A 21,953-nucleotide genomic window follows, 5' to 3' on the forward strand; every position below is an offset into this window, starting at 1 on the left:
GATTTAGATGAAGAAATCGGAAAGATTAAATGACATGATCAGATACTTAAACAGTCGAGAGTTTTTTAATTTAAATGACCTAATGGATAAATACCATATTTCAAAAAGTACAGCTCTACGTGATATTAATTCATTAGAACAATTAGGTATGCCTATTTTTTCGGAACATGGCAGACATGGACGATATGGTATCTTAAAAAATAGATTGTTATCCCCCATTATTTTTACAATGGATGAGGTATATGCTCTGTACTTTGCAATGTTGACGTTAGAAGCTTATCAATCCACCCCCTTTCACTTAAGTGTTAATCAACTCAATGAAAAGTTTGAACACTGTCTTTCTAAAATACAAATAAACCAGATTCATAAAATGAAAATGGTTCTACAATTTGAAATATATCAGCATAATCATGTTAGTCGTTATTTAGATAAAATTCTAACAAGTATTCTTAATGAGAGTACCTGTAAAGTTAAATATGTAAAAAATAATCAGAAAAAAAGTTACTATATTCAATTTTTCAAAATTTCCGCTAAGTTTGGTCAATGGTATGCTACTGGAATAGAGTTACATACGAATAAATATAGAGTTTTCAGATGTGATCGAATAACCTTTATAGAAGAAGAGGAGAGCAATTCTCGCTTTTCTATAGATGAACTTCTTAGTCGTTCATTAGAAATGTATCAAGCTGAGAAGAGCATTGACTTTGAAGTAGAGATTGTAGAACAAGCCAAGGATATTTTTTATAAAGAACATTATCCTTCTATGAAAATAGAAAATGGTGATAAGACAGTCATTAAGGGATTTTATAATCCTGGAGAAGAGGAGTTTATAGCTCATTATTTGATGAGATATGGTCATTATGTACGATCAGTGAAGCCTGAATCTTTAAGACAAATGATCCAAGATAAAGTAAAGAATCTCTTACATCACTATCAAAAATTATAAGGTAAAAAGGCTTTTAAGGCAGAATCCAGAAAACTTCACACCCTTTAGGAGATCTTTGGTCTATTTCATTTACATTCTAGTAAAGAAAAGGAACCTGCAAGCTCCTTTTCTTTACTAGCTATGACATTTGAATCATGGCTTCCGTTTGGCGATAACAGCATAGGATACCGTTCTTGTGAATCCAGTTGGATTCCATGCAGTAAATACCCATCTGTCTTCGGCCGCGGAATAATTATTGAGAAGAAACCCTTGTTCATTTCCAGAGAAAGTCCATGCACCGCTAATCAGATTGTAGGCGTTACCGTTAATCGTAGTGCTTCTAAAGCTATTAGGAGAAATAGTGATCGGTGCGAAAGTGAATCGTGCGAACCCATCTCCAAGTTGAGTTACACGAATGGCTTTTTTAAGATTCATAATCACGTGACTATTTTTTTTCAGTTTTTTTCCCAACTTTGCTTCTGTTTTTTTAATTTTCATTAAGGTTGCCTTTCTCAAAGAAATCATCTCCTTAATTGTTTTACTTATAGTTAATGATGGAGTAGATACTTTTGAATGGACAAAATCCCCGGTAAATTGGCTTGATTTTCTGGAGGTGCTGAAACAAAAAGCCCTTCCTTAAAATAAAGGAGGGCTTGATACCGCTACTTCTCATATTTTCCGTTCCTATACCGATTTTGTTAAGCCGATATGGGTGATCATGGTGTCATACGGATCTAATTCCATGGTTTGTTTGCCATATTCCGTATCAATCGTCGTTCTTTGAAGTTGATCGCTATTGTTAATAACAACCAACATTTTACTTTCTGGATAATAAGCACACTCTGTATATAGGTTATCTGTAATGTACTTCGTTTCATGTAACTCATTGCCTGCAAAGCGAATCAAATTCAGCAGCAACCTTGTGTTTTCCCAGCTGAATTCGAAAGAAGGAAGGTAGATCCCCTTTCCTTTACCGAAGGCATGTGTAGACAGTGTTATCATACCACTCGTTTCCTCAACTACCGCCGCTGACCCATCGGTAAGATAAATGCTATTCTTTGGCGTTATACTGGCTCCTTCAGGCACCAAACCATGCTCATCCCTAACCTTGTATACCCATCTTCCATGACCTACTCTGGAGCCTGTATCCTCATCCAGACCGAGAACATGTGCCATTCTGAAAAAGCTGTCGTGGCCTTCAATCGCAGAAGGCTGGTTGATGCCAATAAAGGTACCACCCTCATAAACCCATTGGGTCAGTAAGTCCACACACTTGTTGTCATTCCAGTACTCCCCACCACTCCATGCTGAACCAGCAGAGCCGGCATTGATCACTACATCACAATCCTGTAGAATTCCCTGACGGATATCTTCAAAATCAATGAATTTCACTTCAATCGGCAATCCGGATAAAGCCTCATTGACATGAACCAAATCATGCATATACGTTTCATGGAAATGTCCGGACAATGTCCACGATCTCAATTTTCCCCAGCTATGCAGAATAGCTACCTTCGTCTTCATGTGATAGGGCTTGCCTTCATGGTGCAGTTCCTTAATTTCTCTGAATTCATTGGCAATCTTTTCGATGTAATCGCAAAAATCCGGGTAAGGCTCTACAAGGTGCAAATATCCGCCCAGTCCAATCCGGTCAATAGGCTCCCGCAGCAAGGCGCGCCGAATATTAATCCAATACTTTTTGGCATCCAGCGTGGGGTTCCCCCCTTCCATAAAGGTAGGAAGTCCGCCTAAACCAACCGGAAATAAGTATGGATGCAGCCGAATCTCATGCGTATTCACTTTTACACCTGAGCAAAGTCTCGCCTCGTAACCTGAGAACACACATTTAATCAACCCGTCAAATCCAAACTCTTGAAAACGGTCATTGTAAGGCTCCATGCCAACCCAACTGTCATCATAGAAAACATAGGCCAGCTTGTCGTGCCTATGCACAATGTCAATTAATTTCTTGCCAAATTCAATCACAAAATCATTGATAAATGCCATCCAATCCAGCTTGCGCTTCTCAGCCGGGATATGACTGACGCGGTATTTTCCGCCATTCACAAAATCCTCGGCAGTCATCGAATACCCGTATGTCTTGGCAAACAGATCAAGCGCTCTTGAGCTTACCGTAAAATCGTATGATCCCCAGTCAGAGAACAGATGGCGATTGCGCTCATTGCTGCCCCAAATCCAGGCGAAATTATAAAATAAGGAGGTAAACCGAACAACCGTGGTTTCCTTATGCTGGAGACACCAATCCTCCATCCAATCCAGCAGATACTTTTGCGTTTCTACATAGATAGGATCTATCTGCATCAAATGCTCTTTGTCCCAATGATTCGTTGTGTGATTGTACATGGAAATCTCTTCCCAGATCCGGTAGGCCATGAAGCTTACGGTGTATTTATGCCAAGGAACAATTCCGGTAATCACCACATTTCCAGATTCCCTTTCATAATTCCACTGTTCTCTTGGAACTTCCTCCCCAGTCGTTCTGTCAAAAACCTGCCAATAGTTAAACGCCTCTTTGGAATCATTAACTCTGAATTGTTCAGCAAAAAAATCCTCCATCAGATAGATGGATATATAATCTTGTACAGCTACCTTCGGATTTGTAATTAAAAAACACTGCTGCAGCTTGTCAAGATTGTGGGACGCCCACTCGTTATGATCTCTGATGATACAGATTGTCGAATATATGCCGTACCCAGCGTTAATAATCTCGTCGGACAATTGCGTGCCGTCACTATCACGAATGACATCGGCACCCCACCGTTCAGCTAATTTTAGGGTCAGCGCCTCATAACCAGATTCTCCCGGTAGTGTAAAGGCCCCCGTTGTTTGTTTAGACAACTTCGATCCCTCCTAATTCAACATATCGGATAGAAAAGCCAACGCCAAGCCTTGTCCCCAGCCCTGAATCCAGTCTTTTGGAATATTGCGATACCCATCCCGATCTTTCATAACCGCTGTGCCGCCCGACACACCTAGTACCCGTCCGTCCTCGCTAATATGGTTCAAGATGCCGTCCAATGCCTTTTGCACGTATTTGGTATGCAGCGGATTGCCGTTATTGATCATGGCTGCCGCGATTCCGCAAGATGCAGACACCTCCTCGTAGGACTCCTCGTCATCCAGTACCGTCCGCCATAGGCCGTTCTCCGTTTGAACACCCTTTAGTGCCGCCAGTTGATCCCGAAGCGAACACTCCACGTCCATGCACTGCGGATATAAATACCAGTCCTTCAAATGAATTTTAACTTGCGACATGGTATAGGCTCCCCAAGCATTCGCTCTCCCCCAGAAAAATCCGGACATGTGATCCTGCTTGACATTATTGTAGCCATGGTACCAGAAACCGCTACTAGGGTCTTGCAGGTATTTGATATGCCAGTAATATTGGTTTAAGGCGTCCTGGATCATTTCCTCATCCTTTAATTTGGTTCCTACACGGAGCAGAAAAAATGCCGCCATAAACAATGTGTCCGCCCATGCCTGTTCTGGAAAATCATTAGCAACGGATACCGTATGCTGCAGAACATTGTCTCTGAACCTGAGAGCATGGTTCCGAATATAATCCACCTTGCTCATCACAATATCCCAATATTTCTGGTCCCCTGTTTCTTCATACAATGTGATCAGCATATGACCCATAGCACATGTGTTTACCGTCCAATGCGGCAGCCCCAGCTCGATATATTCATCTGCCCATTGCACAAGCATATTCAAATACTCTTTATTTCCAGTTTTTGTATAGGCTCTGGATACCCCATAATAAGCCACACCGCAAGGCCAGTCCCACGTCAAATCCATCGCCATTGTTTTTCTGACGACTTTGTCGATAACTATTAACATCTCTTCCTTGTCATAAGTTAATTGAAGCATCTATGTTCTCCTCTCTTTCGCACACGCCCCCAAAGGCGCTTGAGAGCTGTTCGTCACCGTTTTGAAAGCGCTTTACTTATTCCATTGTACGCAGTAAAATAGTCTCCATCTAAGCATATTCGCAACAAAACTGTGCAATTCCAATCATTTATGTGATGATTTTGCAAAAATCCAATAAGCGACTTCCAATAAACAGTATATAGATCGAAATGGTCTAGTTCGTCTATATATTGCACCTTGGAGCGATTGGAATCGAATTTTGCAAAATCCTGATGTATATTTGCTGGTTAAAATCAAAGTCATGGGGGTATAGAATATGCCCAGAAAAAAGAAGCCCGTTATAGAATACCGACACTACAGCTTGCCCATAAATTTCCCTGTCTTGCTATTAAGCGGTGAGCGTTGGAAGATTTCCGATATTAAAAGTGAACATCTCCATTTCCATAACCATTTGGAGATTGGTATATGCTATTCGGATAGCGGCATCATGGAGATCAAAGGAGAATCTGTACCCTTCAAAGCTGGCGATGTGACCTTCATCCCCAGGTATCTTCCTCATACCACGTATAGTTCGCCAAATACAGCCAGTCTTTGGTCTTATATCTTTTTTTCGCCAGAGGACCTCTTTCAACATTCATTTAAAAGTGCTTACAGCAACTTCGAGCCGAATTTGTGGGTGGTGAAGGGAATGAACTGTATATTGAATAAGGAGCAACATCCCAAGGTTTATACACTTGCGACTTCAATCGTAGAGGAATTAAAACAGCAGAATCCTTACTATCAGGAAAGTGCCTACGGCTTATTGCTATCCCTTTACATAGAACTCCTTAGAATTCATTCCAGGAATGAACTGTTGGCAGATCAAGAAACAGAGCATAGTCTGAAAAGCGATTTTGTCATTTCTCCGGTTCTGGAGTACATCACGAAAAACTATATGAACCCCATTACCATGGATTTTTTGGCCGACCTGTGCCATTTAAGTACAACTCATTTTCGAAGAAAATTCCATGAAATTATGGGGACGTCGCCTCTCGATTTCCTAAACAGCACTCGAATCGAAGAGGCCTGCAAGCAGTTAAAAAGCACGGAGGATTCTATTCTTTCGATCTCTGAACAAGTCGGTTTTCACTCCATTTCCAGCTTCAACCGTTGCTTCTCCAGGCTTATGGGAAAGCCGCCCAAAGAATGGCGTAAAGGGGCGCAATCCGAAGCGCAATCCGCGAAAGCGTCTATACTGGAGTTTACGGGATGGGTTTAATTTTGCCAAACTGAATCCAGCAGATCGTCCACTTCCCGCCAAATATCATAGTGGGTGACGTAGGACATTGCGGCAACCAGGAAAGACCCTTGAATAATGATAACCAATCAATTTCATTTTTAATGAAAGAGACATATTTATTATCAGTTCTCTTCCTCCAGTCGAAAATGCTCCGTAAGGCGTTCAATCGTAAACTGGTTTCTCAATTTACAGGCAGAATTCTGATTCGCAAACATCCCTTTCTCCCAGATCGCCTCCTGTTTAGAAACAGTCTTGACCCATTCCACTCGTACAACGTATTCGCATAAATCGGGGTCATCGACATCTGTATCCATTCTTACATGTATATCAGCATCAAGCAGTGGTATATTTACTCCATTTACCATCACTTGAAACTCCTTGATGGGTACTACTTCCTCTTGCACGATTCCGACACCAACATACCCCACCTTAGGAATACATGCAAAAATCCTAGCACCTGGCTTCAGAAGATTCAGCGATCTGCTGTACCATTTTCCTTGGCCAGCCGAAATAAAACCGTATCGTCTGCAATCCTCCCAGTTCCGATAATCACCGTCTCCCAAAGAGATATAAAAATCTTTCCCGTTCCATGGAGCCTTTCCTGTTTTATTCGTCGTCACATTAGATGTTTTAACCTCAACTTTGTTGGGATCAATGAGCCAGTTTCTGGCCAGATATTCATTATCTCCGTCTTTAAAATAATGAAAAAAGAGTGCATTAATCGGGACACCGAAGTTCGTTAAGTAGTTAATGATTCGTTCTGTTGCTGGATCCAGTTCTGCTGACACGATAATCAATTGATGGAGTTCGTTCAAAGTTTCAGGTAAGTCGGTTTGAAAATAGTCTACAAAATCTTGTTCCAATTGCTTTCCCGGATTTCTCTCACTATAGATCTCAATGATATCCGTATAATTCAACTGTTGAACCCACGAGGCATAATCCAGTGTCTGTGCAACTACTTCTCGTGGCGTTTTATTACGTTTTAATTCGATAATGACTAGATTCCCTTCCGAGTTCATTGCAAGGATATCAATGAATTTACCAAAGGCTGTATTGATCTGTCTCCCAATTAACAATAACGAAGGATCAATGATGCTAATATCATGTGTGATAACATCTTCGAGCTTACGTTCGGTCTCCATACTAGAAAAGTGAATTTTCTCGACATCTCCATTAATCTTCCAAATTCCTAGTTCGATCGGCATTCCAGTTCTCTCCTTGTTTGCTAGTCTAAAGATAATTCTTAAAACATCCTACATCCTAGTAATCCATGTTTTTCTTTTTCTCAGCATATGGATAGAAAGAATTAATGCTTCCTCACTCCTTAAGCCGGACCCCCAACACCTTACTAGCCAAGTCTACCTGCTCATGATTCAAATCCACTTTAACTGTACCTAAACGTCTCTGCTCGCGCCACTGCACCAGGTCCTCTTCTGTTTCCAATTTGAGTTCAGCAATCTCCACTGCACGGTCAAACATATATTTAGACGTGTACAACACCGTATAAATCCCTCTCCCTCCAGATACAATCGGCTTGTCCCTCTTCATCCATTTCTCCACCGTAAATTTCACATATAGCTTATCTTTCGTACCTCGCCTGTAAGGACGTTCGGTGATTTCTTTACGCTGCATTACCTTCCAGTCAACCACTTTCCCATACCAATGAATCCCGGTTTCGCCTGTGGATAAAAACTGACTTCGTGACTGATAAAGAGCAACATATTTTATCTGTGTTAATAATTTGTGATCAGAGATATTCTCCAATGGTATATGGTAAAACTCGTACTTTAATGCTAAATCTAACTGCGCCTTTTCCCGCAACGAACCAACCATAATATTTTTGCCGCTCATTTTGTTCTGATAATAACTCTTCGTCCCCCGCGGCCGGGTAGAACGCTCATAGGCTTTCTCAGGACTATCCATGATAATCTCATCCAAGAAAGCTTCCATCAGCTTTGTTGAGTTCGGTAAAAATGGAAATGCCCCAACATTAATTAACTCAATACTTTTGTAAAATTTATGTTCTTGAAACCGCTCCTCATCATGATATGGGAACAACACATAAGCACCGAACATGCTTCGTTCCAAATCCCGGCTATGTACATCGGTGTACACTATAGCATCCCGATAGCGATGCATCGTGTTGATGTCATCTTCCTCGGGACCAGGCATCCTGTAATTTCTGAAATACGACGTTCCCTCATACCCTGGATTCAAGCGATATTTGGCATCAAAAATATACTTATATTCCACCGCAGCTTCATTTTTCTTCAGTGTAAGAACATTGTCCGGCTGTTGCCCCAGTGTTTCGCTATGATCGCCTTTAGGTAATGTGTTGTAGTAAAGGGTGAATACCTCCCCATTGGCCGGGTTTCGATATACCATCTTGGCCTTCTGTGTTCTATCCAGGGTTACAAACAAGCCCCTGCGATCAACCTTAATCATATCTTGGGTGAGAAGCTCATACTTCCGGCTAAGAAGATCATGGATTTTAAGAAAACACCAATATTCATATAGCTGTGCTAAGTCCTTCATGGAAATACGGAAGAGGTCATTTTGAATGGACAAGCCCTTCATAAGCATCAAATAATTCCGGTACACTTCCCGATACCCCGGTGCCATTTGTAACACCAAAGAGATCGACAATTGCTTCATTTCGCCAACCTTTAGAAAATCCAGGTTCAATAGACGCTTTATTTGTGTTTGCATAAATTCCAACCGCTTCGCTAGCAAGGGATCTTGTAAGCGACCCTTTTTCATCAATCGTGCTTTTATATCCTTCAACTTGCTCGAAATACGGAGCAGCATCCAACGTACAAAGCGATTCTCCATCGTGTTGTAGCTAATTTGCCGTTTCGTCTCCAATACATGACTTGGGTAATAGCCTTGGTTGTTTAACGGTACAAAGCCAAGCCGCTCATCCGACACTAACAGATGGGGACGTTTAGTTATAAAAGGAACGTTCTCTTTGCCCACCTTCTTCGCTCGGGCAGCTTCTACAATTCGCTCCTCTTTCACTAGCTTAGTATGCGGAGAAGCCTTAATCCGCTCCACAGCTTGAACAAGCTGGTCGAACACATGCTGAAGGATGGTAAAAAACTCAGTTAGACTTTGATTACGTGTCTCTTTTAGACCCGTCAGATTGTAGGTTTTTCGTAAAAAGTCAAAGGATAGATTATAAATCTGCTGGTTCACATCTTTCAGGATCATTTGGTAATCATTTTTGTAATCCATCTTTGCTGGAAATATCTCGAGCTGAAGCTGACAAATCGGCTGCCCATTCCATCTTAGCTCCAAAACGGATAGTCCGACTTCATTTTGAAAGTTCAGAATACCGGATAAAATCGTTTTACCGAGGGGCTTAATCGCTTGACGTAAGTTTACATTCTCATGGTGAAAGGTTAACGCTATATCCTGCTTTTTCTCAATAATTAGCTCATAAGACTGCGTCTCGAAAAAGATCGGGTAGCTTGGGTCACCTGTTTGCCATGGTGACAATTCGCCTAATTGAGGAGTAAATACAGATACCTTTTCAATAGATAGAACCGTGGACAGAGTAGACACCTGCAGTGAGGTATCCACCCACTTCCCTTCCTCGGTGTGGTGAAGCTGCAAAAACTCCACGGTCGGATGAAACGGCTTGCCTTGAATATATAAATTAAACAGATTCGTCTCGACACGAATAAGCTCAACGCTCTGACTAAGAGAGCCAATATGAGGTAAATCCATCTTCCTCCAACCTCCGTAACATGAAGGCAATTTTTCTACCAGTTTGAGGATGCCTCGCATCTTCTTCTCCTTGACTGGAGCTCCATTTCTGGTAGAGGCCTGAAGCATCTTCAATAAGATCATTTACTACTAAAGACTTCCCTAGCGCTCCTTGCATCAATTGCAGTAACACCCGTTTCACAGATAAGCTACTACCCTGGACACGCGGAAGTATTTTCTGAAGAAGCTGCAAATCAAACGCCTCATCCTCAGTAAGTAATTGAAACCGTTGATTATATACCATATAAAAACAAATGGAGTCCCTAATCCGAAATCCGACCTGGGCATGAATCTCTTCTAGGATATGGTTGATCTTCACGAGCTTCTCTGTCGTTTTATGTACCAAATCACTATAATCCCTGTACACGTCCACTAACTGTAAATACTCGCTGCGTAAAAATTGATTTTCGGCCACTATCACTTCTTGTTGCTCTGCCCGATGATCGTTTGGATACTGCTGTAAATTGATGTAGTTAAATTCAATCGTATTGGCACGATCTAACACCTTTTTGCTAAAAGGATGCGTAGTCTCATCCATATTGACTGTTCCAATCAAATACACGTTATCTGGCAAATATAGATCCCCATAGATCGACTGATCCTCTGACCTTAAGGAATCTTGGTTAATTAACGGTGAAGTCACAATTCGATTGTTATTCCATTCTTGGGTTTCGATGATACTCAGCAAATCATTAAAATAATACTCCACCCTAGCCAAATTCATCTCATCCAGACATATAAAATAAGGCTTATGTTGGTTTTCTGGCTGTGAAGCATCCACCAACACTTCCGCTAAACGGCCCGGACGAAAAGCTCCTGATAAATCTTTGTAGCCCAAAAGATCGGATGGATCACTCCAATCCGGCCTTACTGGAATCAACGTGAATTGATGGTTACTTCCAATCGCACCAAGTGCCTCAGCGAATAGCTTAACAAGCTTCGTTTTGCCTGTACCCGATACTCCAGCTAGAATGACGAATGGTTTAGTCTTCAGAGATAAATACAGGTTCTCAATTAGCCCCGTCGGGTAATGAAATCCTCTTTGCTCGATAAAGGCTTTGATTTGCTCAAGTCGCGGCGATACCGTTAATGGATCCAATGGCCCTAGCTCCTCATATTCGAAAGTAGGCTCATTCTCTTCTACTGGCTCTTGTGTCAGGCTGTCCACGTAAAGCTTATAGTTATTCATTACATTTTCTAAATCAGCCAATAATTGCTCATCATTCGGAATAGAGCCCTGATCATAACGCATATAAGCCACCGTGGATACTTGATAATCCCGTCCTAAACCGCTTGTTGTCAGGTGGATGTTATCATCCTTTTGCATGCTTTCAAGCGGAAGCTGATCTCGCATTTCGGTGACCTTTTGCTCGAAATATTGGTAGGCCTCTTTCCTGCCCCATTCCTTGATAGGAAGGGTCACCCCTTGGGCTAAAGTTAGATAAACATTCCTCATTTCCTCTGAAAATAAATAAACGATATACTGGCCTTGCTGTGTTGTTCCTGTAATTCGCTTATCCATGATAGCAATCCAGGGTATGTTAGCCCAGTTGCCCTGACCAATAGAGCCTTGGATTTTATAGTTATCATCAATAAAGGGCAGCTTCCTTAGTTGTTCCGGTATAGTTTGTCGAAACAGCACACCTAAGGGATGATTAGCAAAAGTTTGTGTTTTGGCGTGTAGGTAACTATTTAAAATTTCAGTTAGAGTATTTTGCAGTGAAAAGGCGGCTCCTATCTCGTTAGATGTCAGTTGATTATTGTAGCTGTCTAACTCATTTAGCGCATATTCTTTTAATTCCTGAATTACTTTGTCATTCAGCTGATCCATAATGGATGACTTAAAGGTAATAGTTTGTTGATCGTTGTTAAATTCAAATATTGAAGATAGCGCATCTATAGGTGTTTTAAGCAGTGTCCTCGTCTGGGCTAACGTATAATCATTCCAGCTTGAAGTTTCTCTCTGCGGTGGGGCATCCACTGGATTTCCTATACTGCTACGATGTCGGTAATAAGCCAAAAACCGCTCAGCAACTTTGTTGAGCGGAAATATTAGATTGTGGTGGTTCACTTCATACTCGTCGATGAGGGATAAAACAAGAACCATCTTATAGGACTTTTGTTTACTTCGGAAAATGTTTGAAAGTTCGTTAGGTAACATGGTATTCCTCCAAGAATGTGCATTGGCTATATTAGACATAATTCGTGAAAAAGTAACTTTATCCTTTCTTTATCGGCATGATAGGGAAAACTTTAAATTCCAGATTAAAGAAGCAACTAAAAAGCAAGACCGTTCCTTTTATGCATATCCTTTGAAACATCTTTCGTATTCAGCATCTTGGGAAGTTACTGCAACCCCAAACGCCGTGGCTGATGCCACCTATAAGATCATTAAAACGGAGTTTTGAACCAGATGAGCTTTCAGAGCCTTCGTCATTTAGATTTGGAATTATACGATTACGTCAACTGGTTCAATAAGCATCGCATTCATGGAACTTTGGGCTATTTGACGCAAATAAACGTTGTCTTTTGTACACTCTATATCAGAGGAACCACTTTTTGAATCTCACCGATTCATTTTTAAACTTTCATCCCATATTAAATATTGAAGTAATGAAGAAGAAAAAAACATACGGTCTCCCAACTTCCGGTCCATATATTTATGCATCCTTTCCCGTAGGAAACTTCTAATGTGAACCATTTTGATATGTAAGCAATCACTTTTGGGATTATCAAGTTTTCTTGTTACTAGCAGCTTGGCTATCTGATAATCTCCAAAACTAACCATAGAGTTATAAAAAATTTCTTGGTAATCTAACTCGTTACTCGTAAATCCAATTCTTTGGACAGACTTATTCACATTATAATCTTGAAAAATTTTATTGGTGTTAAAGTTGAGACCTGTTTTTACTTCGCAAATAATCCCTATTGTTTTCCCAGGCTCGAAGTTAGAAAGTAACAACGGATCCCAATCCTCTAACCTACCGCCTGTTTCTTCATATACATATGGTAATCGAACAGCTAACAAATCTGCGTCGGATGTCCTTCCCTCACTATTTTGATGTAAAACAAAATTATTAATAAGAAAGAAGCCATTTAATCTAAGATACCAATACACCAATTCTTCTCCGAAATTTGCATTCATTTGTTTTCTCCCTCACACTACATTAAAATTGATAGGATTATTAGCCTATGCGTAAATAATATCATTTTAAGCGATTGAAAATCATTAACTTTGATGAAATTTAAAAAGGACTCCTTCTAAGGAATCCTTGGTATCTTCTCAATTATTATTAATGATTATCTTGGTATTTAATAATAAGGTAAGAATAAACTTAATAATTCATTCATCTGGTTATCGTTTCCGTTGTGTTCTTTATATTTCCCTTCCTTTTTAATTTGTATATAATTTTCTAAAAACAACTTAACATACTGCCTAAAGGATAATGAAGAGTTTTTAATCGTTTTCAATTCAATTATTAGTTTAGAAATAACCATTATTGTCCAATGTTACGGTAACCTCTTATCATACTACCTTTATTTTCAGGGAGAATCCGGTTTGGCTAAAGAATACTTTTCAATGAAAGTTAATTTTTTCATAACGTACTACGCCGTAGTTCATAAAAACACTGCACAATGGGATGCTTTAACTTCATCTTCTCGGTCATGTTTAATATTCGCTTTTTTCCAACTCGTCTGTCCACTAAAGCTAGAATATTCAATAAGATATCATTACTCTCTAAGCTTTCCTCTATAGAAGTAGTTAAAAACTTATTAGCTACAACATTAAAATTAGACTTGCTTAATGAGGCCTGTACTGACAAAAGCTCCTTTGCATGTTCTGATATTTTTCTACCTCTTGCAATTACTTGTAGACGGTCCTCTGGAACGGTCCCTTTGGTATCTTTTCTGATCGCTTCAATGTCTTCATTGCTGATAGGAACTTGGATATTTGGATCATTCTTGATTTCCAACTCCGTCTGATACCATTTGATTGGACTAGTGATATCATTCATATTGAGTATGTTCTTCTTATCTACAGTTATATAACAAATTCCAGACTTATCAGGCAAATAACGGTAACTGGTAGCTCGGTATTCGACCCTTCCGTCTAACGCAGGACAGCGGAAGCTCTCCAGTTGTTGCTTCAATTTACTCCAGGACATATATCCTCCTATGTTTTCAATGCCTACTAACAGCCCGCCCCTCAACTTGGCAATTTAATTTCCACGTTCCTCTACCTCATCATGATCCTTGCTTCCAAACTCATCAAGCAATGTACGCACTTCACTTGTTGATTTGGCGTTCATTAAGCTGTTTCTGAGTTCACTTGCCCCTCGGAATCCACGGACATATATTTTGAAGAAGCGGGCGAGAGGGCTGAACGAACGTGGCTCCTGCGCTGAATAATGATCATGGAGATCTAGATGAAGCCGCAGCAATTCAAGCAATTCCTCACTGCTGTGTTCCTTCGGCTCCTTCTCAAACGCAAATGGATTCTGGAAAATACCACGCCCAATCATAATGCCATCCACTCCATATTGCTCAGCGAGCTTCAAGCCGGTCTGACGGTCCGGAATATCTCCGTTAATAGTCAGCAGTGTATCTGGTGCCACCTCATCACGAAGTTTCTTAATCTCCGGAATCAGTTCCCAGTGAGCGTCTACTTTGCTCATTTCCTCTCTTGTCCGTAGATGAATGGACAAATTCACAATGTCTTGTTTCAAAATATGGGTCAACCAGTCGCGCCATTCGTCTACGGTAGTGAAACCGAGCCTTGTTTTTACACTGACGGGCAGTCCCCCGGCTTTGGTGGCCTGAATGATATCCGCTGCGATTTCGGGACGGCAGATTAGGCCGCTTCCCTTCCCATTCTCGGCTACATTCGCTACAGGACAACCCATATTAATATCGATGCCTTTGAAGCCTTCTTTCGCCATACCGATGCTCATTTCACGGAAATATTCCGGCTTATCTCCCCAGATATGGGCCACCATGGGCTGTTCATCCACTGTAAAAGTCAAACGCCCGCGTACACTTTTGTTCCCCTCCGGGTGACAATAACTCTCTGTATTCGCAAACTCCGTAAAAAACACATCCGGTCTGGCTGCTTCACTTACGACATGGCGAAACACAACATCCGTCACATCTTCCATCGGTGCCAGTATAAAAAAAGGTCGTGGCAAATCACGCCAAAAATTATTCGTCATATCAAAAACTCCTCTATAAACACCAGGACAAATCTTTGGTCCCAAATTGGTAAAGCTAACCTGTTCATGTCCTTGCTTCTTCTTCACATATAACACGTTTAAGCAACGTAGTTCAAACGGCAGTATATGTTAAGCATAGACATCTAAATGAGTATATCATACCCAATAGAGGAGCATACTCCCCAAAAGACTCGCAAAAAAAGGAAGAGCGCCGCCCCTCCTTGCCATCTTCTATAACGTACTGCGCCGCAGTTCATAGAAATACTGCACGGCATAACTTCCCCCAGCCTACGTCGTTCCCATGCGAATGGCTTAAAAAAAGAGCCGAGGAATAATATCCTTGACCCTTTTCGTCAATTTCTACACATGAATACCCAAAATTTTCAACTGTTCATTGATTTTGGCTTCAAGTTCAGCGATTTCTTGTTTATCCTGCTCTAAAAGCTTACTCACTTCGGTAAGGTCAATGACTTGCTCTTCTTCAAACGTATCCACGTAGCGAGGAATATTTTAGTTAAACTCGTTTTCTTTGATTTCTTCAAGTGATGCCACGTGAGCATATTTATCAACATCTACACGATTTCTGTACGTTTCGATAATCTTATTGATGTTTTTATCAGTAAGTTTGTTTTGATTCTTACCTTTTTCAAACGCCAATACACCTCAACTATTAGTCTTTCCTGACCAATAGTGAACAGCACTCCACATGCACCGTATGCGGAAACATATCCACAGGCTGTACTTCCACAGTACTATACCCGCCATCCTCCAATATCCTTAAATCCCGCGCCAGTGTGCTTGGGTTACAGGATACATACACCACGCGCTCTGGCTTCATTTCCAGAATGGTGTCGAGTAGGCGTGGATCACAGCCCTTACGGGGCGGATCAACGACGATAACGTCGGCGGTGATGCCTTGCTCTTTCCATGCAGGAATGACGTCCTCGGACGCGCCTACCTCAAATTTCACATTGCGCATTTCGTTCAACAGCGCATTGCTCCGTGCATCGTCGATGGCTTCTTTGACGATCTCCACCCCATACACCTGATCCGCATGCTGAGCGAGGAACAAAGAAATCGTGCCAATGCCGCAATACGCATCAATTACCGTTTCTTTGCCCGTGAGCTCGGCATATTCGACGGTTTTGCTATACAGCACTTCTGTTTGTACGGGATTCACCTGATAAAAGGATCTCGCGGAAATCGCAAACTGGACGTTTCCAATGTAGTCGTAGATCACGTCACGCCCCCACAGTACACGAGTCTCGTCGCCAAAAATAACGTTCGTTCGCTTCGTGTTCACGTTCTGGCATATGCTTGCCACGTGTGGGATATGCTCACGAATACTGCCGATCCACGCATCTGCGTGCGGAATATCTCGCCCATTCGTCACGAGCACCAGCATCATTTCACCCGTGCGAAAAGCGGTCTTTACAACGACATGACGCAGCAGCCCGCGTCCGGTTTCTTCATTATATGCACTGATGCCCAGCATTCGGCCAATCTCTTTCACACGTGCGACAACTTCGTCATTACGCTCGTCCTGAATGAGACAGGTGTTCATATCCACAATTCGATGGCTGCCGCGTGCGTAGAAGCCGCCGACAAGCCCGCCTTCGGTGACACCAATCGGCACCTGGGCTTTGTTGCGGTATCGCCAAGGCTCACTCATACCGAGTGTAGGATGCACGACTACGCCATGTACACGCGACATGCTATCAGCATTTCCATCCGCATTCATGGCCGAATCAGAAGTCGTGACTGTATCGGCCTCACCATCTGTATCTGCAGAAGTAGCCAAAACCTGTGCAGTATGCTCAGTAGCCACACTCAGCTTCCCAATACGCTCCAGCACATCCACCACATGCTGCCGCTTCCAGCCCAGTTGCGCTTCGTAGCTCATATGCTGGAGCTGACAGCCACCACATTGATCGTAGATGGCACACGGAGCTGCAATTCGGTCAGGGCTAGCCTGTACAATATCCAGCAGCTTGGCATAGCCATACTGTTTTTTCGTTTTCAGCACCTTTACCCGTACCTTTTCACCCGGTAACGCACCTGGAACGAACAACGTAAAACCCTCGACACGCCCTACACCCTCGCCATCGTGGTTCATGCCGATGATGTCTATCACGGCCTCATCATTCTTTTGCACAGGCAGATCGGTACGCTCTACACTGGATCGGATACGTTTGGAAGCATCCTGACTTCGTCCACCGTTGGAAGAACGACGAGTATCTCGTCCATTTTCCCTTTTCTTCTGAGCCACTTCATTCATATTTCCATTTTTATGTTTGATTTCGGCTTGAAGCAGCCCATTTCCAGCTCTAACCCGAGACTGTTCCGGTTCTCTCTCTCTTGTCGCCTTCATAGTCTTTTTGTGCTGATTTCCTTGAACAGGAGTTGCTGTCGCTGCATTCCGGCGGCTTTTTCCACGTCCGCTACGGTTATTCGTCATGATTGTCACTTCTTTCTGATCTTCTTTTCATACGGTATATACAATACTAACGTCATCTAAACATACAAACATCAACTCGAAAATGCCGTTACTCCCCACGGAGAACGGCAAGAACCAATATGTTCACAAAAACAACTACCTACTCTGAATTCCGTATACTATATTGCGTTGCCGCTCGGAAACAGAAGTATTTCCTCATTATTTCTCACCGGAAAACATTCAAATGATGAGGTAAATTCCGGAAGGTCGCTGGCAAGGTGCCGCCCAGTTCGCCATCCAGATTAAGCTGGACGTAACCGGGTGAGGTCACTTCCATGTAATCTGTTTTAAAATAAACTATCTTCTTATCCTGCAAATGCTCACCACGCAGCGCAAGTGTTACCAATCGGATCATTTCCGCCAGATTGCATTTCCGCACAGCGATGACGTCAAGCAGTCCATCATCTATTGTCGCCCCAGGAGCAAGCTTTTCAAACCCGCCCACCGAATTCGTATTCGCAATCAGGAAGAGCATAAACTCGTCGTGGATCACTTCCTGACCCGATGCCTTGATGATCAGCTCCTGTGGAGCAAGGCTGACCATCTTCTCCATGCCTTTAAAATAATACGCCAACTGGCCAATCATCGTTTTTAGCTTGCTCGGAACTTCATACGTAAGCTCGGTTAAAGTTCCCCCGCCTGCAATGTTGATAAAGTAGCGGTCGTTCGCTTTTCCTATATCCAGTGGCTTCGGATTTTGACGAATAACTAGGTCGCAATAATCCTCCCAGTGCTTGGGGATGCCCAGTGCCCTGGCGAAATCATTCGTCGTCCCCAAAGGAAACACACCCAGGGGCGGGCGGTTTTCTCTTTCAGCCATCCCGTTAATGACCTCATACAATGTACCGTCGCCACCAGCGGCGATAATCATGTCATACCCACGCTCAATGGCCTCTATTGCGGCACGCGTTGCGTCCCCTTCTCCCGTAGTTGCATGGCAAGAGGCTTCAATACCACCTTCATCCAGGCGCTGCAAAACATCCGCAAGACGACGCTTCATTTCCTCACGCCCAGAGGTCGGATTATAGATTAATCTAGCTCTTTTCATTCCGTTACGCCACCCGTATATTTAATGATATTTATATTCACATAGCAGTTCATCACATTCAGTCTGTACAAAATATCATCATACTGGAAAAAGACCTCTTTTACAATAAAAGAAGCCAGACTTTGCCCAAATAAGGAAATTTAAGGCTAAGATGACGCTATAGCCGAACTAGACTACCTATGACTTGACCTTGCTTGCTTCTGCACACTTTGCAATAATTCACGAACTTGTCTATCCATCCAGCTTGTGAGCAAAGGATGCGGCAATAAAGGATCTCCTGAATAACGGTATTCGAGCCCTTGCAAGCGTTTAGGAATTATGTGACTTGTAAAATATCCCGAACTCAAAAATAGCGGTGCCACAATAACATCATGACCCCGCTCCTGATTCCAATACGCTGCCTTGTCGTACACACTCTCGGGATTTAACAAAGCGTGGTCCGTGATGATACCACTCACGCTTTGCACCGTACGGGCCAACGAAGAAATCCCCTGCTCCCAGCGCTGAAAAAAGCCGTTGTGCACACTGCCGTGACCTACGAGTAAAATAACCTCTCTCGCAGGGTCGGCCGACAGCGGGCGAACCTTGTCCCACACCATGCGGGCAACATCTTCTCCGTCATCCAGCGGGCTGCCAAAATGTACTCGCGCCTTCATTCGAAACGGCTTCAAATCTGTTTCTTTGTCCGGCGCATCTTTGACACCCAGCGCATAGCTAATCTCATCTACATGCGTACTGCCTGATGACACAAACAAAGGTATAACCAATATATCTGTTACACCCAAGGCTTCCAGATGGTCAATACCATTTTGAATCAATCTTTCTTTAACCGTTTCCAAAAATGAAACCTCCACCGGTATTTCTTCCGGCAAATAGAGCTTTGCAACTGCCTGATCCACCTGTTCCACCCAATAAGGCTCCCTAGAGCCGTGGCTGATTACCAGTATCCCAGGGCTCCGCATTAGCGTCCCAGACGTTCCAAAGTCATTTTATACCCATCATTACCATAGTTCAGGCAACGTTTAACACGTGAAATGGTGGCTGTACTGGCCCCTGTCTCTGCTTCAATCTGATTATATGTGCTGCCTTTGCCTAGCATGCGGGCAACCTCCAGACGTTGGGAGAGGGATTGAATTTCATTAATCGTGCACAGATCATCAAAAAATACATAGCACTCTTCCAAATTTTTAAGAGTTAAAATAGCTTCGAACAATTGATCAATACTTTTATCATTAAGCTTCTTAAGCTGCATGGATTATCATCTCCCAAGGTTACGATCTCTCCTCATTGTACCCGAGGAATAGTCGGTTTTTCAAGCATTAACGGTTTCACGCATTACAGAACAACATTATGACCATAGAAACGTACCGTACGAATGCCCAAATCCGCTTTTATACCTGATTTCGGGACACGCGCCTAAACCCACTGTGCGTTTGTAACATACAGTAGAGTATCAACCTGCAAAGGAATGTGATCTCATGCCTGGACACTACTATCATCGGAGGCCGCTACAGCGCTCCCTTTCCGATCCGTATAGTTCATCTCCTTATCCCGGACTCGATCCATACAACGAGGTTCCGCAAGCCGGTTCTTCCGGGCTGGTTCCTTACGAGGCGCCAGCGAGTATTACGGATTCTGCCGTGGTCACACCAGACCCGGTTCCAGCCAAAGGAGGACTGCTTGGAGGTCTTGGCAACCTCAGTAATCTCAACGAAATCAAAGGCTTCATTGACCGTATGGGTGGTATTGATGGAATTGTTGCTACGGTCGGCAAGGTGCAAAAGGTCATGTCCAGTGTGCAGCAATTTGCTCCAATGGCGAAGCTGATTATGGGCTCTCTCCCAGCATTCGGCAAATCCGCGAGCAAAAATTCTGCAACAGATATCGCCGAGGAATTGGATGAATACACACCACCACGCCCACGTCGGAAAAAGACACAGCGCAAAAGCACCACCACCACGCGCAGACGTCCGCGCAAGCGCAAAAGAAAGTAGACTATACTATTTGAACCAGCCTCGGCGCATAAACCAGACCACCATTGCAACACTCAACAAAAACATGAAGAACAGTACGCCAAAATATCCATATTTCCAGCCCAACTCGGGCATATTCGAAAAATTCATACCATAGATTCCTGCAATCAGCGTCAAGGGCATAAAAACGGTCGTAATTACGGTCAGTGTCTTCATAATTGAATTCATGCGATTGGAATTGAGCGATATATAACTGTCCCTCAGGTCGGCTGTCATCTCGCGGTCGGCCTCCAGCATGTCTGTCAGCTTCAATAAATGATCATATATATCGGTAAAATAAGCCATATGATCTCCTTGGCCCTGCACATGCTGCGAATTCAAAACTCGGTACATCAGATCACGCATGGGTACGATGGTACGGCGCAGCTTGAGCAGCCTGCCACGCAGGTCAAACACCTGCTTCATTAATTCCTCTACGGATTCGCGACCGCCCAAGCCCTCCAGCTCGGCTAATTCATCCTCAATCATAAAAAGGCTCGGAAAATAGTTATCTACCAGCTTGTCCATCACCGTGTAGGCTGCAGCCAGCGGTCCTCGCGACCATATTTTGCGTTCATTCGCATGCTGGACAATCCGCTCCCAGGCTTGATCCAGCTCCTCTAACTCATGATGGTGATATGTAACCAAAAAACGACTGCTAATAAACATATCCACTTCTTCCGCAGCTAACGTATCTACATCAAGCGCATGCACGACCAGAAACTGCACATCCTCGTAATAATCCAATTTGGGACGTTGCAGAACATGCATACAATCCTCCACAGCCAATGGGTGAAAATGAAAATAACTCGTCAGCAGCTCCGTCTCGCGATCTGTAGGCTCGCTAAAATCTACCCACATCCATATATAATCCTCCATGACGATCTGATCCAATGGTTTTCCCACTGTTACCTGATGATCATGACCTATAGCCAATGTACGTATCACCGTACGTCCCCCTCGCTTACACTTCCGTCTGATATGTTATTTATATTTTATATAAGCCAATTAACATTATACAAATCTCAAGTTCTAAATTCCTTTTAATAAAGAAAAGGATATCTCCGGGCCAACATGCCTCCCAAGATATCCTTATAAAATAATCAATTCATTATAATTAAATCTTTTTCACAAACCCCGTGCTTGTCGCTTCATATCCAAACCGTTCCTTTAGCCCAAGCTTCCGCTTCCTGATTTAACGCCTTGCCGATGCCTTTATTACGATGTTTTGAATCCATCACAAAAACGACGATACGCGCGTAATCTTCATCTCGCTCTCTTCCCCTATACCCACTCATTCAAGAGTGAGGCAGGCTCTTTGCA

The 21,953-nt window shown here is 42.8% G+C and carries 18 protein-coding genes and 2 pseudogenes; 4 read left to right on the forward strand and 16 right to left on the reverse strand.

The annotated features are described in order from the left end of the window. The first annotated feature begins 7 nt into the window (after nt 1-7). Complete coding sequence (locus tag MHB54_RS08640) at nt 8-946, forward strand: helix-turn-helix transcriptional regulator (RefSeq protein ID WP_076265199.1); 939 nt, start codon at nt 8-10, stop codon at nt 944-946. 132 nt (nt 947-1,078) lie between these two features. Here MHB54_RS08640 and MHB54_RS08645 read toward each other — a convergent pair whose 3' ends face one another. The 3 genes from MHB54_RS08645 to MHB54_RS08655 form a co-directional block, all read right to left on the reverse strand. Beyond that, nucleotides 1,079-1,450, reverse strand: coding sequence for a hypothetical protein (locus tag MHB54_RS08645; protein WP_226887842.1), 372 nt, complete (start codon nt 1,448-1,450; stop codon nt 1,079-1,081). 159 nt (nt 1,451-1,609) lie between these two features. Continuing rightward, entirely contained in the window at nt 1,610-3,784 is a 2,175-nt protein-coding gene (gene gnpA, locus MHB54_RS08650) for a 1,3-beta-galactosyl-N-acetylhexosamine phosphorylase (RefSeq protein ID WP_076265198.1), read from the reverse strand. Between the two features lie 12 nt (nt 3,785-3,796). Further along, nucleotides 3,797-4,816 carry a glycoside hydrolase family 88/105 protein gene (locus tag MHB54_RS08655; RefSeq protein WP_076265197.1) on the reverse strand — a complete coding sequence of 340 codons (1,020 nt, stop codon included), beginning with the start codon at nt 4,814-4,816 and terminating at the stop codon, nt 3,797-3,799. Between the two features lie 316 nt (nt 4,817-5,132). Here MHB54_RS08655 and MHB54_RS08660 point away from each other — a divergent pair, with 316 nt between their 5' ends. Beyond that, nucleotides 5,133-6,074 carry an AraC family transcriptional regulator gene (locus MHB54_RS08660; RefSeq protein ID WP_023987100.1) on the forward strand — a complete coding sequence of 314 codons (942 nt, stop codon included), beginning with the start codon at nt 5,133-5,135 and terminating at the stop codon, nt 6,072-6,074. A gap of 143 nt (nt 6,075-6,217) precedes the next feature. Here MHB54_RS08660 and MHB54_RS08665 read toward each other — a convergent pair whose 3' ends face one another. The 3 genes from MHB54_RS08665 to MHB54_RS08675 form a co-directional block, all read right to left on the reverse strand. After that, the gene (locus tag MHB54_RS08665) at nt 6,218-7,300 is read right to left on the reverse strand and encodes an endonuclease NucS domain-containing protein (RefSeq protein WP_081376881.1); all 1,083 of its coding nucleotides are present in this window, start codon (nt 7,298-7,300) and stop codon (nt 6,218-6,220) included. A 112-nt stretch (nt 7,301-7,412) separates the two neighbouring features. Beyond that, nucleotides 7,413-9,824 (reverse strand): restriction endonuclease-like protein, encoded by a 2,412-nt coding sequence (locus tag MHB54_RS08670; protein ID WP_340981545.1) that lies wholly within the window; start codon nt 9,822-9,824, stop codon nt 7,413-7,415. Beyond that, nucleotides 9,796-12,024 (reverse strand): MrcB family domain-containing protein, encoded by a 2,229-nt coding sequence (locus MHB54_RS08675; RefSeq protein ID WP_340981547.1) that lies wholly within the window; start codon nt 12,022-12,024, stop codon nt 9,796-9,798. Before MHB54_RS08675 ends, MHB54_RS08670 begins: the two co-directional genes overlap by 29 nt. 199 nt (nt 12,025-12,223) lie before the next feature. Between MHB54_RS08675 and MHB54_RS08680 the strand changes: the two are divergent. Next, nucleotides 12,224-12,426: pseudogene (locus tag MHB54_RS08680) on the forward strand (IS3 family transposase); the annotation flags it as partial. A 3-nt stretch (nt 12,427-12,429) separates the two neighbouring features. On the opposite strand, the gene MHB54_RS08685 reads toward MHB54_RS08680, so the two are convergent. The 8 genes and pseudogenes from MHB54_RS08685 to MHB54_RS08720 all read right to left on the reverse strand — a co-directional run bounded on the left by MHB54_RS08685 (nt 12,430) and on the right by MHB54_RS08720 (nt 19,870). Then, nucleotides 12,430-13,008: a hypothetical protein gene (locus MHB54_RS08685; RefSeq protein WP_340981549.1), complete on the reverse strand. Its 579-nt coding sequence runs from the start codon at nt 13,006-13,008 to the stop codon at nt 12,430-12,432. A gap of 451 nt (nt 13,009-13,459) precedes the next feature. Continuing rightward, nucleotides 13,460-14,029 carry an SF0329 family protein gene (locus tag MHB54_RS08690; protein ID WP_340981550.1) on the reverse strand — a complete coding sequence of 190 codons (570 nt, stop codon included), beginning with the start codon at nt 14,027-14,029 and terminating at the stop codon, nt 13,460-13,462. A gap of 54 nt (nt 14,030-14,083) precedes the next feature. Next, a complete protein-coding gene (locus tag MHB54_RS08695) occupies nt 14,084-15,073 on the reverse strand; it encodes a tRNA dihydrouridine synthase (RefSeq protein ID WP_340981551.1) in 990 nt (329 codons plus the stop codon). Nucleotides 15,074-15,433: 360 nt separating this feature from the next. Next, nucleotides 15,434-15,724: pseudogene (locus MHB54_RS08700) on the reverse strand (N-6 DNA methylase); the annotation flags it as partial. A 19-nt stretch (nt 15,725-15,743) separates the two neighbouring features. Continuing rightward, on the reverse strand, nt 15,744-17,531 hold the full coding sequence (gene rlmD / locus MHB54_RS08705) for a 23S rRNA (uracil(1939)-C(5))-methyltransferase RlmD (RefSeq protein WP_340981553.1): 1,788 nt from the start codon (nt 17,529-17,531) through the stop codon (nt 15,744-15,746). A gap of 205 nt (nt 17,532-17,736) precedes the next feature. Continuing rightward, complete coding sequence (locus MHB54_RS08710; RefSeq protein ID WP_013308843.1) at nt 17,737-18,618, reverse strand: diacylglycerol kinase; 882 nt, start codon at nt 18,616-18,618, stop codon at nt 17,737-17,739. A 173-nt stretch (nt 18,619-18,791) separates the two neighbouring features. Further along, on the reverse strand, nt 18,792-19,580 hold the full coding sequence (locus MHB54_RS08715) for a sirohydrochlorin chelatase (RefSeq protein ID WP_076159981.1): 789 nt from the start codon (nt 19,578-19,580) through the stop codon (nt 18,792-18,794). Further along, entirely contained in the window at nt 19,580-19,870 is a 291-nt protein-coding gene (locus tag MHB54_RS08720; RefSeq protein WP_007428885.1) for a YerC/YecD family TrpR-related protein, read from the reverse strand. The genes MHB54_RS08715 and MHB54_RS08720 overlap by 1 nt, the downstream gene beginning before the upstream one ends. 226 nt (nt 19,871-20,096) lie before the next feature. Here MHB54_RS08720 and MHB54_RS08725 point away from each other — a divergent pair, with 226 nt between their 5' ends. Beyond that, entirely contained in the window at nt 20,097-20,612 is a 516-nt protein-coding gene (locus MHB54_RS08725) for a tyrosine protein kinase (RefSeq protein WP_075153753.1), read from the forward strand. Nucleotides 20,613-20,618: 6 nt separating this feature from the next. Here MHB54_RS08725 and corA read toward each other — a convergent pair whose 3' ends face one another. Then, the gene (gene corA / locus MHB54_RS08730) at nt 20,619-21,578 is read right to left on the reverse strand and encodes a magnesium/cobalt transporter CorA (protein WP_025721203.1); all 960 of its coding nucleotides are present in this window, start codon (nt 21,576-21,578) and stop codon (nt 20,619-20,621) included. 203 nt (nt 21,579-21,781) lie between these two features. Further along, nucleotides 21,782-21,928: a GNAT family N-acetyltransferase gene (locus tag MHB54_RS28710; RefSeq protein ID WP_081047445.1), complete on the reverse strand. Its 147-nt coding sequence runs from the start codon at nt 21,926-21,928 to the stop codon at nt 21,782-21,784. Nucleotides 21,929-21,953: the final 25 nt, after the last annotated feature.

The sequence above is a fragment of the Paenibacillus sp. FSL M7-0802 genome, from assembly GCF_038004945.1.
In the GTDB taxonomy this organism is placed as follows: domain Bacteria; phylum Bacillota; class Bacilli; order Paenibacillales; family Paenibacillaceae; genus Paenibacillus; species Paenibacillus polymyxa_B.

Coding starts and splice junctions, on each gene's coding strand:
- MHB54_RS08640 (WP_076265199.1), top strand. CDS start 8: ATGAAGAAATCGGAAAGATTAAATGACATGATCAGATACTTAAACAGT.
- MHB54_RS08645 (WP_226887842.1), bottom strand. CDS start 1,450: ATGATTTCTTTGAGAAAGGCAACCTTAATGAAAATTAAAAAAACAGAA.
- MHB54_RS08655 (WP_076265197.1), bottom strand. CDS start 4,816: ATGCTTCAATTAACTTATGACAAGGAAGAGATGTTAATAGTTATCGAC.
- MHB54_RS08660 (WP_023987100.1), top strand. CDS start 5,133: ATGCCCAGAAAAAAGAAGCCCGTTATAGAATACCGACACTACAGCTTG.
- MHB54_RS08665 (WP_081376881.1), bottom strand. CDS start 7,300: ATGCCGATCGAACTAGGAATTTGGAAGATTAATGGAGATGTCGAGAAA.
- MHB54_RS08670 (WP_340981545.1), bottom strand. CDS start 9,824: ATGGATTTACCTCATATTGGCTCTCTTAGTCAGAGCGTTGAGCTTATT.
- MHB54_RS08675 (WP_340981547.1), bottom strand. CDS start 12,024: ATGTTACCTAACGAACTTTCAAACATTTTCCGAAGTAAACAAAAGTCC.
- MHB54_RS08685 (WP_340981549.1), bottom strand. CDS start 13,008: ATGAATGCAAATTTCGGAGAAGAATTGGTGTATTGGTATCTTAGATTA.
- MHB54_RS08690 (WP_340981550.1), bottom strand. CDS start 14,029: ATGTCCTGGAGTAAATTGAAGCAACAACTGGAGAGCTTCCGCTGTCCT.
- MHB54_RS08695 (WP_340981551.1), bottom strand. CDS start 15,073: ATGACGAATAATTTTTGGCGTGATTTGCCACGACCTTTTTTTATACTG.
- rlmD (WP_340981553.1), bottom strand. CDS start 17,531: ATGACGAATAACCGTAGCGGACGTGGAAAAAGCCGCCGGAATGCAGCG.
- MHB54_RS08710 (WP_013308843.1), bottom strand. CDS start 18,618: ATGAAAAGAGCTAGATTAATCTATAATCCGACCTCTGGGCGTGAGGAA.
- MHB54_RS08715 (WP_076159981.1), bottom strand. CDS start 19,580: ATGCGGAGCCCTGGGATACTGGTAATCAGCCACGGCTCTAGGGAGCCT.
- MHB54_RS08720 (WP_007428885.1), bottom strand. CDS start 19,870: ATGCAGCTTAAGAAGCTTAATGATAAAAGTATTGATCAATTGTTCGAA.
- MHB54_RS08725 (WP_075153753.1), top strand. CDS start 20,097: ATGCCTGGACACTACTATCATCGGAGGCCGCTACAGCGCTCCCTTTCC.
- MHB54_RS28710 (WP_081047445.1), bottom strand. CDS start 21,928: ATGAGTGGGTATAGGGGAAGAGAGCGAGATGAAGATTACGCGCGTATC.